Annotated in this window: 12 protein-coding genes; 2 read left to right on the top strand and 10 right to left on the bottom strand. The window is 64.9% G+C overall.

The features are described 5' to 3' along the window. Positions 1-7 precede the first annotated feature (7 nt). The 9 genes from phoU to I6F20_RS26100 form a co-directional block, all read right to left on the bottom strand. Positions 8-724: a phosphate signaling complex protein PhoU gene (phoU, locus tag I6F20_RS26140; RefSeq protein WP_036001670.1), complete on the bottom strand. Its 717-nt coding sequence runs from the start codon at positions 722-724 to the stop codon at positions 8-10. Between the two features lie 11 nt (positions 725-735). Continuing rightward, positions 736-1,557, bottom strand: a complete 822-nt coding sequence (gene pstB / locus I6F20_RS26135; RefSeq protein WP_036020413.1) for a phosphate ABC transporter ATP-binding protein PstB — start codon at positions 1,555-1,557, stop codon at positions 736-738. After that, the gene (pstA, locus tag I6F20_RS26130; RefSeq protein ID WP_036001676.1) at positions 1,554-2,399 is read right to left on the bottom strand and encodes a phosphate ABC transporter permease PstA; all 846 of its coding nucleotides are present in this window, start codon (positions 2,397-2,399) and stop codon (positions 1,554-1,556) included. The genes pstB and pstA overlap by 4 nt, the downstream gene beginning before the upstream one ends. A gap of 4 nt (positions 2,400-2,403) precedes the next feature. Further along, complete coding sequence (pstC, locus tag I6F20_RS26125) at positions 2,404-3,393, bottom strand: phosphate ABC transporter permease subunit PstC (protein ID WP_036020411.1); 990 nt, start codon at positions 3,391-3,393, stop codon at positions 2,404-2,406. A gap of 135 nt (positions 3,394-3,528) precedes the next feature. Further along, positions 3,529-4,542 (bottom strand): phosphate ABC transporter substrate-binding protein PstS, encoded by a 1,014-nt coding sequence (gene pstS, locus I6F20_RS26120; protein WP_225128473.1) that lies wholly within the window; start codon positions 4,540-4,542, stop codon positions 3,529-3,531. Between the two features lie 149 nt (positions 4,543-4,691). Beyond that, positions 4,692-5,984, bottom strand: a complete 1,293-nt coding sequence (locus tag I6F20_RS26115) for an ATP-binding protein (protein ID WP_036020408.1) — start codon at positions 5,982-5,984, stop codon at positions 4,692-4,694. 46 nt (positions 5,985-6,030) lie between these two features. Further along, positions 6,031-7,086 carry a lysylphosphatidylglycerol synthase domain-containing protein gene (locus tag I6F20_RS26110; RefSeq protein ID WP_036001683.1) on the bottom strand — a complete coding sequence of 352 codons (1,056 nt, stop codon included), beginning with the start codon at positions 7,084-7,086 and terminating at the stop codon, positions 6,031-6,033. A gap of 448 nt (positions 7,087-7,534) precedes the next feature. After that, entirely contained in the window at positions 7,535-7,837 is a 303-nt protein-coding gene (locus I6F20_RS26105) for a hypothetical protein (protein WP_036001688.1), read from the bottom strand. 2 nt (positions 7,838-7,839) lie between these two features. Continuing rightward, complete coding sequence (locus tag I6F20_RS26100) at positions 7,840-9,234, bottom strand: OmpA family protein (protein WP_036020406.1); 1,395 nt, start codon at positions 9,232-9,234, stop codon at positions 7,840-7,842. A gap of 164 nt (positions 9,235-9,398) precedes the next feature. Here I6F20_RS26100 and I6F20_RS26095 point away from each other — a divergent pair, with 164 nt between their 5' ends. Beyond that, entirely contained in the window at positions 9,399-10,457 is a 1,059-nt protein-coding gene (locus tag I6F20_RS26095) for a polysaccharide deacetylase family protein (protein WP_036020404.1), read from the top strand. A 91-nt stretch (positions 10,458-10,548) separates the two neighbouring features. Then, positions 10,549-11,358, top strand: coding sequence for an SDR family oxidoreductase (locus I6F20_RS26090; protein ID WP_225113441.1), 810 nt, complete (start codon positions 10,549-10,551; stop codon positions 11,356-11,358). A 72-nt stretch (positions 11,359-11,430) separates the two neighbouring features. Here the strand turns inward: I6F20_RS26090 and boxB are convergent, their stop codons facing one another. After that, a complete protein-coding gene (gene boxB / locus I6F20_RS26085) occupies positions 11,431-12,882 on the bottom strand; it encodes a benzoyl-CoA 2,3-epoxidase subunit BoxB (RefSeq protein ID WP_212256045.1) in 1,452 nt (483 codons plus the stop codon). Positions 12,883-12,936 lie beyond the last annotated feature (54 nt).

Below are 12,936 nucleotides of genomic sequence, written 5' to 3'. Positions count from 1 at the left end.
TAAGTCGTCAGGTGTTCGGCACCGTCGTGGCGAAGGTCGTCATGTCGCCCTTCGGCCGCTTGTCGGTGATCGCCTGGCCCTCGATCATGTAGAACACGGTCTCGGCGATGTTGGTGGCGTGGTCGCCGATCCGCTCGATGTTCTTGGCACAGAACATCAGGTGGATGCAGAACGAGATGTTGCGCGGATCTTCCATCATGTAGGTGAGGAGCTCGCGGAACAGCGAGGTGCAGATGGCGTCGACTTCCTCGTCGCCCTTCCACACCGCCATCGCCGCCGGCAGGTCGTGCGCGGCATAGGCGTCCAGCACCGACTTGACCTGCTGCTGCACGAGGTCGGTCATGTGTTCCAGGCCGCGGAACAGCTTGAGCGGATGGAAATCCGTCTCCAGCGCCGCGACGCGCTTGCCCATGTTCTTGGCGAGATCGCCGATGCGCTCGAGATCGGTCGCAACGCGCATCGCGCCGACGATCTCGCGCAGGTCGACGGCCATCGGCTGGCGGCGGGCGATGGTGAGCACGGCGCGCTCCTCGATGCGCTTCTGCAGCGCGTCGAGCTCGACGTCGGTGGCGACGACGCGCTGGCCGAGCGCGACGTCGCGGCGGATCAGCGCGTCGACGGAATCGACGATCATGCGCTCGGCGATGCCGCCCATCTCGGCGACCAGGCGGGTGAGCTCCTGAAGGTCGCTGTCGAAAGCCTTTACGGTATGTTCAGAACCCATGTTCCGTCTCCTCAGCCGAACCGGCCGGTGATGTAATCCTGCGTGCGCCGATCGCTCGGCGACGTGAAGATCTTGCTGGTGTCGTCGAACTCGATCAACTCGCCGAGATACATGAAGGCGGTCTTGTCGGAAACGCGCGCCGCCTGCTGCATGTTGTGGGTGACGATCGCGATCGTGTAGTTCTCGGACAATTCCTGGATCAGCTCCTCGACCTTGGCGGTCGAGATCGGGTCGAGCGCCGAGCAGGGCTCGTCAAACAGGATCACCTCGGGCCGCACCGCGACGGTGCGGGCGATGCAGAGGCGCTGCTGCTGGCCGCCGGAGAGCGACAGGCCGGAGGCATTGAGCTTGTCCTTGACCTCGTTCCACAGCGCGCCACCGCGCAGCGCCTTCTCGACGCGGTCGTCCATCTCGGACTTGGAGATCTTCTCATAGAGACGAATGCCGAAGGCGATGTTCTCGTAGATCGTCATCGGGAACGGCGTCGGCTTCTGGAACACCATGCCGACCCGGGCGCGGAGCAGGTTGAGGTCGAGCTTGGGGTCGAGGATGTTGGTATGGTCGAGTAACAGCTGACCGTCGGCGCGCTGGCCCGGATAGAGGTCGTACATCCGGTTGAAGATGCGCAGCAGGGTGGACTTGCCGCAGCCGGACGGGCCGATGAACGCCGTGACGCGGTTGGTGCCGAGCGCCAGGTTGATGTTCTTCAGCGCGTGGTGGTCGCCGTAGTAGAAGTTGAGGTTGCGCGCCGTGACCTTGGCGGGCGCCTCGGGCAGGGGCTGCGAGCCGGGATGAACGGACGGTGCGCTGACGGAAACAGACATTTCACTCATTTTGCAGTCCTCTCGGCGCCAAGGATGCGCGCGCCAATGTTAAGGGCAAGCACGGTCAGGGTGATCAACAGCGCACCGCTCCAGGCGAGTTGCTTCCAATACTCGTAGGGGCTCTGCACGAAGTTGTTGATGGTGACAGGCAGGTTCGCCATCGTCTTGTTCAGGCCGAGGCTGAAGAACTGGTTCGACAGTGCCGTGAACAACAGCGGCGCGGTCTCGCCGGCGACGCGGGCGGTCGCCAGCAGCACGCCGGTGATGAGGCCGGAGCGCGCGGCACGATAGGCGATGCGCTTGATCACCAGCGAGCGCGGCAGGCCGAGCGCGCTGGCAGCTTCGCGCAACGGATTCGGCACCAGCAGTAGCATGTCTTCGGTGGTGCGCACGACGACCGGGATCACGATGACGGCAAGCGCCAGCGCGCCCGCAATCGCCGAGAAGCCGCGCATCGGCACCACCACCGCGCCATAGATGAAGAGGCCGATGATGATCGAGGGTGCCGACAGGAGAATGTCGTTGATGAAGCGGATCACCGAGGTCAGCTTGTCGTTGCGGCCGTACTCGGCGAGATAGGTGCCGGCGAACAGGCCGAGCGGCGCGCCGATGCCGACGCCGATCACGGTCATGATCAACGAGCCGACGATGGCGTTGCGCAGGCCGCCCTCGGTCGATCCGGGCGGCGGCGTGTCAGCTGTGAAGACCTGGAGGTTGAGCCCGGCCAAGCCGTTGTAGAGCAGCGTGACCAGGATCAGCGCGAGCCAGGTGACGCCGAAGGCGGCGGCTGCGATGCAGAGGCCGCGAATGACGATGTCCCAGCGGCGGCGGCGCGAATAGATCGGGTTCATGGCTTCACTTCCCGGCCTTGGTTTCGAGGCGCAGCAGCATCAAACGGGCGGCAGCGAGCACGAAGAACGTCAGCACGAACAGCAGGAGGCCGAGCAGGATCAGGCCGGACTGGTGCAGGCCGTCGCTCTCGGCAAATTCGGAGGCGATCGCCGCCGAAATCGTCGTGCCCGGCGCGAAGATCGACGAGGAGATCCGGAACGAGTTGCCGATGATGAAGGTCACCGCCATGGTCTCGCCGAGCGCCCGGCCCAGCGCCAGCATGACGCCGCCGATGATGCCGACGCGGGTGTAGGGGATCACCACGCTGCGGACGACCTCCCAGGTGGTGCAGCCGACGCCGTAGGCGGCTTCCTTCAGCACCGGCGGCACCGTCTTGAACACGTCGACCGAAATCGAGGTGATGAAGGGCAGCACCATGATGGCGAGGATCAGCGCGGCGTTGAACAGGCTGAGATAGGACGGGGGCCCTGCGAAGATCGCGCCCAGCACGGGGACGCCGTCGAACACCCTGATCATGAAAGGCTGGAAGGTGTTGGCCAGGAACGGGCCGAGCACGAAGAAGCCCCACATGCCGTAGATGATCGAGGGGATGCCGGCGAGCAGCTCGACCGCCATGCCGATCGGGCGGCGCAGCCATTGCGGGCAGAGCTCGGTGAGGAAGATCGCAATGCCGAGACCGACGGGAATGGCGATCAGCATCGCGATGAAGGAGGTGACGAGCGTGCCGTAGATCGGCCCGAGCGCGCCGAGCACCGGCGGATCGGCCGAGGGCGCCCAGCGCTGCGTCCACAGGAAGGAGATGCCGAACTCCTGGATCGCCGGTAAGGCGCCGACGATCAGCGAGATGATGATGCCGCCGAGGATCAGCAGCACCGAGATCGCGGACAACCGCGTGATCCAGTAGAAGGTGACGTCGCCGAGCTTGAACGCGCTCAAGGCCTTGGCGCGATCATATGGACCGGCAGCATCAATCACATTGCTCTCAACAGCCATCTCAGCCACGCCGATCCCCTATACCCGTTTTATGTACGCTTGTTGTTGGTGGCGCGCTCCGGATGCGGCAGGAGGCCGATCCGGAGCGGAGATCTTGCAGCGTCCCGGAACCGTGTCCGGGACACATATAGCGCCTTAGCTCTTGATCTCGGCAGCCCAGGTCTTCTCGATCTGCTGGACGACGCTGTCCGGCATCGGAATGTAGTCGAGCTCCTCGGCCATCTTGCCGCCGTTCTTGAAGGCCCAGCGGAAGAACTTGATCGCTTCCTGCGCGGCCGCCTTGTCGGTGGCGGACTTGTGCATCAGGATGAAGGTCGCCGCCGTGATCGGCCAGGACTTCTCGCCGGGCTGCTCGGTCAGGATGACGTAATAGCCGGGAGCCTTGGACCAATCGGCGTTGGAGGCGGCCGCCTGGAAGGCCTCGACGGTCGGCTGCACCGGCTTGCCGGCCTTGTTGACGAGACCGGTGTGGGTGAGCTTGTTCTGCTTGGCATAGGCGTATTCGACATAGCCGATCGAGTTCTTGGTCTGGCTGATGTTGCCCGACACACCCTCGTTGCCCTTGGCGCCGACGCCGACCGGCCACTCGACCGCGGTGCCCTCGCCGACCTTGCTCTTCCAGTCCGCGCTGGCCTTGGAGAGATAGTTGGTGAAGTTGAAGGTGGTGCCCGAGCCGTCCGAACGACGGACCACGGTGATGGCTTCTGACGGCAGCTTCGCGTTGCGATTGAGCTTCTTGATCGCGGCATCGTCCCACTTGGTGATCTTGCCGAGATAGATGTTGGCCAGGGTCTCGCCGTCGAACACCAGCTCGCCCGGCTTCACGCCCTCGATGTTGACGACGGGGACGATGGCACCCATCACCATCGGCCACTGGACGAGGCCGTCCTTCTCGAGCTGCTCGGCCTTGAGCGGCGCGTCGGTGGCGCCGAAGGTCACGGTCTTGGCCTGGATCTGCTTGATGCCGCCACCCGAGCCGATCGACTGGTAGTTCAGACCGTTGCCGGTCTCCTTTTTGTAGGCGTCAGCCCACTTCGAATAGATCGGGAACGGGAACGTCGCGCCGGCACCGGTGATGTCGGCCGCAAAGGCTACCGTCGTCGATGCGGCGACCAAGCCGGCAGCGACCATGGTTTTGAGGAAATTCATGCTGGTCTCCATACAGGGGAGCGAAGCGCCATCCGCGCCCGATCGCGCTCCCCGCGCCGCCGCTTTAGGGGCGGTCGGCTGTGCTTTTACGAAGGTTTCGTGACAGTTGGATGACGACACCAAGCAATTGAAATTGCTTGCGTTTCCAATCAAACCGGAGTCTTGATCTGGGGAAAACAGGCGGTGAAGGTGGCGCCCTGCCTGGGCACGCTTTCGATCAAAAGGCGGCCGCGATGACGGTTAAGGATATGTTTCACCAACGATAACCCGAGCCCGGTGCCGCCTTGCGAGCGGCTGTCGCCGACGTCGACCCGATAGAAGCGCTCGGTCAGCCGCGGCAGGTGCTCCGGCGCGATGCCCGGGCCGAAATCGCGGACCATGACCCGGATTTCCTGAGTTCCGTCAGCGGCGGCGCTCGAGGTCAGCGACACGATGACGCGCCCGCCGGAGGCGCCGTATTTGAGCGCGTTCTCGATCAGGTTCTCGAACAGGCGGAGCAGCTCCTCGCGGTCCCCCGCGATCATCACCGGCGGCTCCGGCAGGTGGATGTCCACCTCGACCTGACGCTCGCGCGCCAGCGGCTCGAGCCCGTCGGCGACCTGACGGATGATCGGGACGAGATCGACCAGGGTGTCGGGCCGGACATGGGCCGACAGCTCGACCCGCGACAGCGACAAGAGATCGTCGATCAGGCGCGCCATGCGCGTGGCCTGGTTGTGCATGATGCCGAGAAAGCGCTCGCGCGCCTTGGGATCGTCCTTGGCCTGGCCCTGGAGCGTATCGATGAAGCCCGACAGCGCCGCCAGCGGCGTGCGCAGCTCGTGGCTGGCATTGGCGACGAAGTCGGCGCGCATCTCCTCGACCCGGCGCAGCGGCGTCTGGTCGTGGAAGGTCATCAGCATGCATTTGTCGGCGCCGCCGAAGCTGGTCGGCACCGGTACCGGCGTGATGATCAGCTCCATCCAGCGATCAACCGGAACATGATCGAGATAGGTCGCGCGCCGCGGCTCGGTGGTCGCGATGGCCTCGCGCAGCGCGGTGATGATCTCCGGCGAGCGCAGCGCGAACTGGGCGAGCTCGTTCTTGCGCAGCGCCGGCGCGAGCTGGGCGGCGGCGGCGTTGAGGTGGATGACGCGGCCGGCCCGGTCGAGCAGCACCGCCGGATCCGGCATGCCGGCGACCACCGCGGCCACCGCCGCGCTCTCGACCGGGTTGATGCGTCTGACGTCGTCGCGGGAGGTGGCGGGATCGTGCAGCCGCCACGGGATCAAGGCAGCCGCCGCGATGCAGAGGAACACGATTGCAGCGTGCAGCGCCGACAATTCGCCGAGCGAGACCACGACGGACAGCGCCAGCGCCGCGGCGATCAGGATGATGGTCGAGTGCCGCAGCCGATCGGACCAGGGCTGGGCGGAGGGAGAAGAGGGGGCGTCGATCGCCATCGGGGCGGACTTCTCCTGGGGACTGTCCTTAAGGACCTGACACCGGTCAGGCGCCGCTGTCGCTGCGCTCTCTCACATAGGCGGCTTCAGGCGCCGGGCCGGGGTCCAGCTTGAGCGCCGCCTGTTGCAAGCGCTTCGATCGGGCGCCGATTATAACCTCTCGAAACGTCAGCAAGATTACAGATAAGACGAACGGAGACAGATAATAGAGGACGCGGAACAGGAGCATGCCGCCCAGCAGCTCCTCGCGGTCCATCTGCCAGAGCCCGACCAGCATGGCGGCATCGAACACCCCCAAGCCTCCGGGTGAATGGCTGGCGAAGCCGAGCAGGGTCGCCGAGACGAAGATCACCGCGACCATCACGAAGCCGAGATTGGGCTCGTCGGGGACCAGCACATACATCGCCAGCGCGCAGAAACCGAGATCGACGATGCCGATCGCGATCTGGAGCAGCGTCAGCGGGCCGCCCGGCAGCACCACCGTCCAAGGGCCGCGGCCGACCACCCGCGGCTGGCTCCAGACCCAGATCACGTAACCGATCAGCGCCACGATGATCATCAGCGCCAGTGTCCGGTTCAGCCAGACCGGCAGCTGGTCGATCGAGGCTGCCGCCTCCGGATGGTAGGCGATGCCGAGGCCGAGCACCGCGGCATTGCCCAGCCAGAAGGTCAGGCCGGCGAGAAAGCAGATTTTTGCGACGTCGATCGCGTTGAGCCCATAGGCCGAATAGATGCGGTAGCGCACCGCCCCGCCGGTGAAGACGGAGGCGCCGACATTGTGGCCGATCGAATAGCTGGTGAAGGCCGCGAGCGCGTTGATGCGATAGGGCACATGGGCATGGCCGATCGCGCGCGTGGCGAAGAGGTCGTAGAAGGTCAGCGTGAAATAGCCCGCAGTGACGAATAGCGCCGCCATCGCAATCTGGCTCGGCTCAGTGCTCTTGATCGCTTCGAGGACCTCGTTGAAATCAATGCCGCGCAGCATGTGGTAGAGCACGTAGCAAGCGATGCCGATGACCGCGATGCTGATCACGACTCCAAGCTTATGCAGGACTTGCTTCTGGCGCAGAAACGTCGTCGCCCTGCGTATGGCTTCCAGCATCTAGACCTCGAACAACGCTTCAGCGGCCAGGGTGGCCGGCGGACAGGCGGACGCGCAGGCATTCAACGAACCCTCGCCGCCGGCGCCGGAATCGCGCATGCCCCCTGCCCCTCCACTAGCGCGTTTTCGGCCGAAGTGGAATTCGCCAATTCGAACAAAAACACGTGCCTTCAGTATTTTAGGCAGGGTTGCAGCTCCCAGTGCAGGGTTTGGCGCTTTCGTCGGCAAGGCTTGGCGCGAATCTCCAGGCGATCCTGCGCAGGGGCCATGAAGTTTTGATGATTTCGGCCGCACAATGTTCCGTCACGCCTTAAGCCAACGTCAATCTATGGAGCCGGCCTGCCTGTTGAAAGAGGGGTGACTGGAGCGGCCAGGTCCCGGTTTTCCAATGCGCCGAAAGGCCGCGGCGGAGCACACCCCGTCCCGCGCGTGAGGGTGCATAGCAACATCACACAGCGGCTGGCGGCGCGGTACGCGAGACCACCCGATCGCGCAGCCACGCTCCGATCGTGCCGCCGACGAGATAGCAGGCGAACATGATCAGGCCGAGGTCGAGCCAGTAGCCGAAGCGACCGGGGACCACATGGGTGAGAGAGGCCGCGACCAGGGCGGCGGCAAGCACTGCGAGCCACCGCGCAATCACCTTCGAGGTGCCGTTGCCGCGCTGGACCACCGAGATCCAGCCCATGCAGAAGCCCAGCAGCAGCGAGCCGATCAGCCAGCCCAGATGGAACGAGACGAGATAAGGCATCGTCACCTCACCAGAAATTCGATGCGGCGGTTCTGCGCCTTGCCTTCATCGGTGTCGTTGCCGGCGACGGGCTGCGTGCTGCCATGGCCGACCGCGGTGAAGCGGCTGGCAGGAAGGCCCGCCTTGACCAGATAGTCGATCACCGCCTGCGCGCGCTTTTCCGAAAGGGCCTGGTTGAAGGCATCCTCGCCATCGGCGTCGGTATGTCCGACGACCTCGATATTGGTGGTGGGGCAGCGCAGCGCAGTCTCGATGAGGCGATCGAGAATGCCGGCCGAGTCAGGATCGATGTCCGCGCGCCTGTTCGCGAAGCGGATCTTGCCCTTGGTCAGAAGCTCCGAGAACAATTGCTGGCACACGGTGCCGTCGACCGGGCCTGCGGCGGGCTTCACCGTGATCTCCGGCTTGTACTGCCAGTTCTTCGGGAAGTCCTTGCCGAGGCCTGCGCGCATCTCGTTGGCGGCGCCCTCGTAGAGCGCATCGCCCGAGAGCTTCACCTCGCGGTCGGAGACGACCAGCGTGCCGGTCGACAGCCGCGACAGCGCGCCGAGCGCGGCGATAACAGCCGTGCTGAAGGAGCCGGGGGCGCCGATACTGGCCTTGAGATTGTCGACGACCTTTTCGGTGAAGAACTTTCGCGAGGCGCTGGTGCCGATCGCGGCGTGGACGTTGTTGTCCGGAACATAGCCGGTCAGCGTCACCGTCGCAGCCACCGGATCCTTGTAGGCCTGGAAGATGTAGGGCGGCGCCTTGATCTCGTTGGCCGCAATCGAAAAACCCTCGGGCAGGTTCTTCAGCGCAGCCGCGATCGCCTCACGGCCGCCGAGCTCGCGCGCCATGCCCGACAGATTGACCTTGGTGTCGGTGATCGTGATCTTGCCGTCCTTCAGCTTGCCGATCTGATCCAGCAGCAGCATCGCGGCGGCTTCGAACCGAGGCGGCGCCCCGCGCGCCAGCCCCATCTGGTCGGCGACCTCGACGCCGCCGACTTCCTTGCGGGCCGCCTCGGTCAGCCGGGCCCTCATCGATGGCAGCGGCGCGGAGCCCGACAGCGTCACCCGCACCACGTCGCGCTCGGCATTCCACACGAAGGGCTTGGCCTCGGGAACGAGGCGGGTCCGGTCGTCGACCAGCCGCACGCCGGGCACGGTTTCGACCGCCATCACTGCGTCGCGGCGCCCCTCCTCGGAGAAGGCGTCCGCGGCCAGGCTGACGTCGCGGCCGTCGACCGCGATCCGGGTCTTGTCCAGAACGGTGTCCTTGAGCGCAGCCGAGCTGCGGGCCGACAGATCAGCCTCGACCGGTAAGGTATTATTCCAGGCCGCAAATCCCCACATGACGGCAAGGGGGATCAACCCCGGCCACCATTTGCTGGCCCACGAGAAAAGCTTCTGCATTCGACGACCCGACCTCTGGAAACGGAGACAAAACAAACCCTTGGCAGGCTGTCAAACCGGAAATGGCCCTGGTCCCAAGGCCCGGGTGGGACAATCGGAATAACTTTTTCTTCAAGGGTTCTTCCGTAAGTTGAGGCCGGAATGCCAAAGTCCCCCACCCGGTCATGAAACAACTGCGTAACAACGTCATCCGCGCCGGGCTGGGAGCACTCTATCTCAGCGGGGCGCACCACCTGTTGCGCCCGCTTTTGTCGGGCGTCGGCGCCATTTTCATGCTGCACCACGTGCGGCCGGCGCGCGAGGCTGCGTTCCAGCCGAACCGGCATCTCGAGGTCACCCCCGACTTCCTGCGCGCCACGCTGTGCCATTTGCGCTCGCGCGACATCGACATCGTCAGCATGGACGAGCTGCATGAGCGGCTGGTGCAGGGCCGGTTCGACCGTCGCTTCGCCGCCTTCACCCTCGACGACGGTTACCGCGACAATCTGGATTACGCGCTGCCGGTGCTGCGCGAATTTGACGCGCCGCTGGCAGTCTATGTCACGAGCGATTTTGCCGACGGCACCGGGCGATTGTGGTGGACGGCGCTGGAGGCCGTGATCGCCAAGGCCGAGCAGATCGACATTCAGATCGGCAATTCCGCCCTGCGGCTCGATGCGACCAGTGTCGCGGCGAAGCAGGCGGCATTCGACCGCCTGCACGACTGGCTGCGCGCGCTGCCGGGCGAGCACGATCTTGCGCGCGAGATCGGGGCGCTGTGCAGGACTCACGGCGTCGACATGGAAGCGCAGTGCCGCGGCCTCTGCCTGTCCTGGGCCGAGCTCAAGTCCTTTGCCGCCGATCCGCTGGTCACGATCGGCGCGCACAGCATCAGCCATTGCAATCTCGCCAAGCAGACGGAAGACATCGCCGCGCAGGAGATGGCCGCAAGCCGCGCGCGGATCGAGCAGGTGCTGGAGCGCCCCGTGCTGCACCTCGCCTATCCCTATGGCGACCGCGACGCCGCGGGCGCGCGCGAATTCGCCCTTGCCGCATCCGCCGGTTTCAAGACCGCGGTGACGACGCGGCCCGGCATGCTGTTCGCGGAGAACGCCGGCCACATGACCGCGCTGCCCCGCGTCTCGCTCAATGGCAATTATCAGGACGCGCGGATCCTGCCGGTGCTGACCTCGGGTGCCGCGACCGCGATGTGGAACGGCTTCCGCCGCATCGCGGCGGCGTAGGCCTCAATCTGCACTGGTCGAGGACAAGCGTGCCTTCCTTGACACCCCTCCCCGCTCCGCCCACAACCGGCGGCAACCAAGGGAGGGACGCATGTTCAACGATCTGTTCTCGCTCAAAGGCCGCATCGCGCTGGTAACCGGCGGCTCGCGCGGCATCGGAAAGATGATCGCGGCGGGATTTCTCAGCGCCGGCGCGGCAAAGGTCTACATCACCGCGCGCAAGGCCGGACCGTGCGAGGCCACCGCGAAGGAGCTCAGCGCGCAATATGACGGGGAATGCATCGCGCTGCCGATCGACATCTCGACCGTTGCCGGCGCCGAGCTGCTGGCCAGCGAGTTCGGGAAACGCGAGTCCCGGCTCGACATCCTCGTCAACAATGCGGGCGCGGCCTGGGGCGCGGAGTTCGACGAATTTCCGGAGAACGGCTGGGACAAGGTGATGAACCTCAACGTCAAGGCGCCGTTCTTCCTGACCAAGGCGTTGGCGCCGACGCTGCGCACGTCAGCGAGCGCGGAACGGCCGGCGAAGGTGATCAACATCGCCTCGATCGACGGCATCTTCGTCAATCCCGGCGAGACCTATTCCTATGCCGCGAGCAAGGCCGGGCTGATTCATCTGACGCGGCGCATGGCGGTGAAGCTGATCCCGGACCACATCGTGGTCACCGCAATCGCGCCGGGCCCGTTCAAGTCAGACATGAACCGCGCCGCGCGCGACCACGCCGACGAGGTCGCAACGCGCGTCCCCGTGGGCCGCATCGGCACCGACGAGGACATGGCGGGCGCTGCGATCTACCTCGCCTCCCGCGCCGGCGATTACGTGGTGGGAGCGACCATCGCGGTGGATGGCGGCATCGTCTATGCGAACCCCGGGATCAAGGGCAGCGGGTGGGACAGCTGAATGCGCGAGTAGTGAGGTAGCGAATGGCGAATAGCATCTGTCGCACTATTCGCCACTCGCCATTCGACTATCTTACGACTCGATCTTCACGTACTCGAAATCGCCGGGCTTGTTGTCGATGCCGACCTTGGGCGGCGAGATCCAGGAGGCGAACTGGCCGATCTCGGTGACGGGCTGCATCAGAGAGGTGATGAAGTCGCCGTCGCTGGCCGACGGCAGCCATTCGTCCTTGCGCTTGGCCCAGGTGGCATCGTCGATCAAAATGCCGTCGGGCGTCGCGTGCACGTCCTTGAACTCGCCGATGTGGCGGTGGAAGGCGACATTGGGCAGCGTCAGCTTGAAGTCGTAGCCGGCGGTCGAGATCACCTTGTTCCAGCGCAGCATGCCCTTGACGCAATCCTGGCTGTAATCGTCGCGCAGGCGCATGTTGAGCGCGGTCAACGCCGGCTCGTCGACCAGCTTGACCTCGCCGTTGATCAACTTGAGCACCGGATAGGTCGAATTCTTGAGCTGGTGATCGTCGTCGATCTGGGTCTCGTGATAGCGGCCCTTGATGCCGGCGTTGAAGGCGTTGGCCGCGTTGGTCGAGACTTCCGAGCCGAACAGGTCGAGCGAGAGCGTGTAGTGCAGGTTCAGCTTCTTCTGGATGGTCGGAAGATCGATCACGCCGAGCGCGCGGACTTTCGCGATGTCGGTGGGGTCGGTGATGCCGGCCGCCTTCATCGCATCGCAGGTGCGCTGCACGACGCGGGTGATGCCGGTCTCGCCGACGAACATGTGGTGCGCTTCCTCCGTCAGCATGAAGCGGCAGGTGCGCGACAAGGGATCGAAGCCGGACTGCGCCAGTGAGTGCAGCTGCATCTTGCCGTCGCGGTCGGTGAAATAGGTGAACATGAAGAAGGACAGCCAGTCCGGCGTCGCTTCGTTGAACGCGCCCAGCATGCGCGGCGCGTCGGCATCGCCGGAGCGACGGCGCAGCAAATCATCGGCTTCTTCACGTCCGTCGCGCCCGAAATATTTCTGGAGCAGGTAGACCATCGCCCAGAGGTGACGGCCTTCCTCGACGTTGACCTGGAACAGATTGCGCATGTCGTACAGCGAGGGCGCGGTCTTGCCGAGATGGCGCTGCTGCTCGACCGAGGCCGGCTCGGTGTCGCCCTGGATCACGATCAGGCGGCGCAGCATGGCGCGGTGCTCGCCCGGCACTTCCTGCCAGGCCGGCTCGCCATAATGCTCGCCGAACGGCACGACGCGGTTCTCTTCCTGCGGCGCAAGCAGGATGCCCCAGCGATATTCGGGCATGCGGACGTAGTCGAACTTGGCCCAGCCGCGCGGATCGACGGAGTAGGCGGTGCGCAAATAGACCAGCGATTCCTGGAACCCTTCCGGCCCCATGTCGCTCCACCAGTCCATGTAGCCGGGGTGCCAGCCTTCCAGCGCTTTGAGCACCTGGCGGTCTTCGGCGAGATTGACGTTGTTCGGAATCTTGGTCGAGTAGTCGACGTTCATGATGTTCATGTTCATGTGGACCTCCCGTGGGGGACTTACTCGTTTGAAGGGCGCGAAGGGCGAATGGCG

Origin of the sequence: Bradyrhizobium sp. IC3123 (assembly GCF_020193625.1) — a bacterium.
Taxonomy (GTDB): Bacteria; Pseudomonadota; Alphaproteobacteria; order Rhizobiales; family Xanthobacteraceae; genus Bradyrhizobium; species Bradyrhizobium yuanmingense.
The sequence above is the reverse complement of the archived record's forward strand: the minus strand, read 5'-3'. Positions and strand labels throughout refer to the sequence as shown.

Coding starts and splice junctions, on each gene's coding strand:
- phoU (WP_036001670.1), bottom strand. CDS start 724: ATGGGTTCTGAACATACCGTAAAGGCTTTCGACAGCGACCTTCAGGAG.
- pstB (WP_036020413.1), bottom strand. CDS start 1,557: ATGAGTGAAATGTCTGTTTCCGTCAGCGCACCGTCCGTTCATCCCGGC.
- pstA (WP_036001676.1), bottom strand. CDS start 2,399: ATGAACCCGATCTATTCGCGCCGCCGCCGCTGGGACATCGTCATTCGC.
- pstC (WP_036020411.1), bottom strand. CDS start 3,393: ATGGCTGTTGAGAGCAATGTGATTGATGCTGCCGGTCCATATGATCGC.
- pstS (WP_225128473.1), bottom strand. CDS start 4,542: ATGAATTTCCTCAAAACCATGGTCGCTGCCGGCTTGGTCGCCGCATCG.
- I6F20_RS26115 (WP_036020408.1), bottom strand. CDS start 5,984: ATGGCGATCGACGCCCCCTCTTCTCCCTCCGCCCAGCCCTGGTCCGAT.
- I6F20_RS26110 (WP_036001683.1), bottom strand. CDS start 7,086: ATGCTGGAAGCCATACGCAGGGCGACGACGTTTCTGCGCCAGAAGCAA.
- I6F20_RS26105 (WP_036001688.1), bottom strand. CDS start 7,837: ATGCCTTATCTCGTCTCGTTCCATCTGGGCTGGCTGATCGGCTCGCTG.
- I6F20_RS26100 (WP_036020406.1), bottom strand. CDS start 9,234: ATGCAGAAGCTTTTCTCGTGGGCCAGCAAATGGTGGCCGGGGTTGATC.
- I6F20_RS26095 (WP_036020404.1), top strand. CDS start 9,399: ATGAAACAACTGCGTAACAACGTCATCCGCGCCGGGCTGGGAGCACTC.
- I6F20_RS26090 (WP_225113441.1), top strand. CDS start 10,549: ATGTTCAACGATCTGTTCTCGCTCAAAGGCCGCATCGCGCTGGTAACC.
- boxB (WP_212256045.1), bottom strand. CDS start 12,882: ATGAACATGAACATCATGAACGTCGACTACTCGACCAAGATTCCGAAC.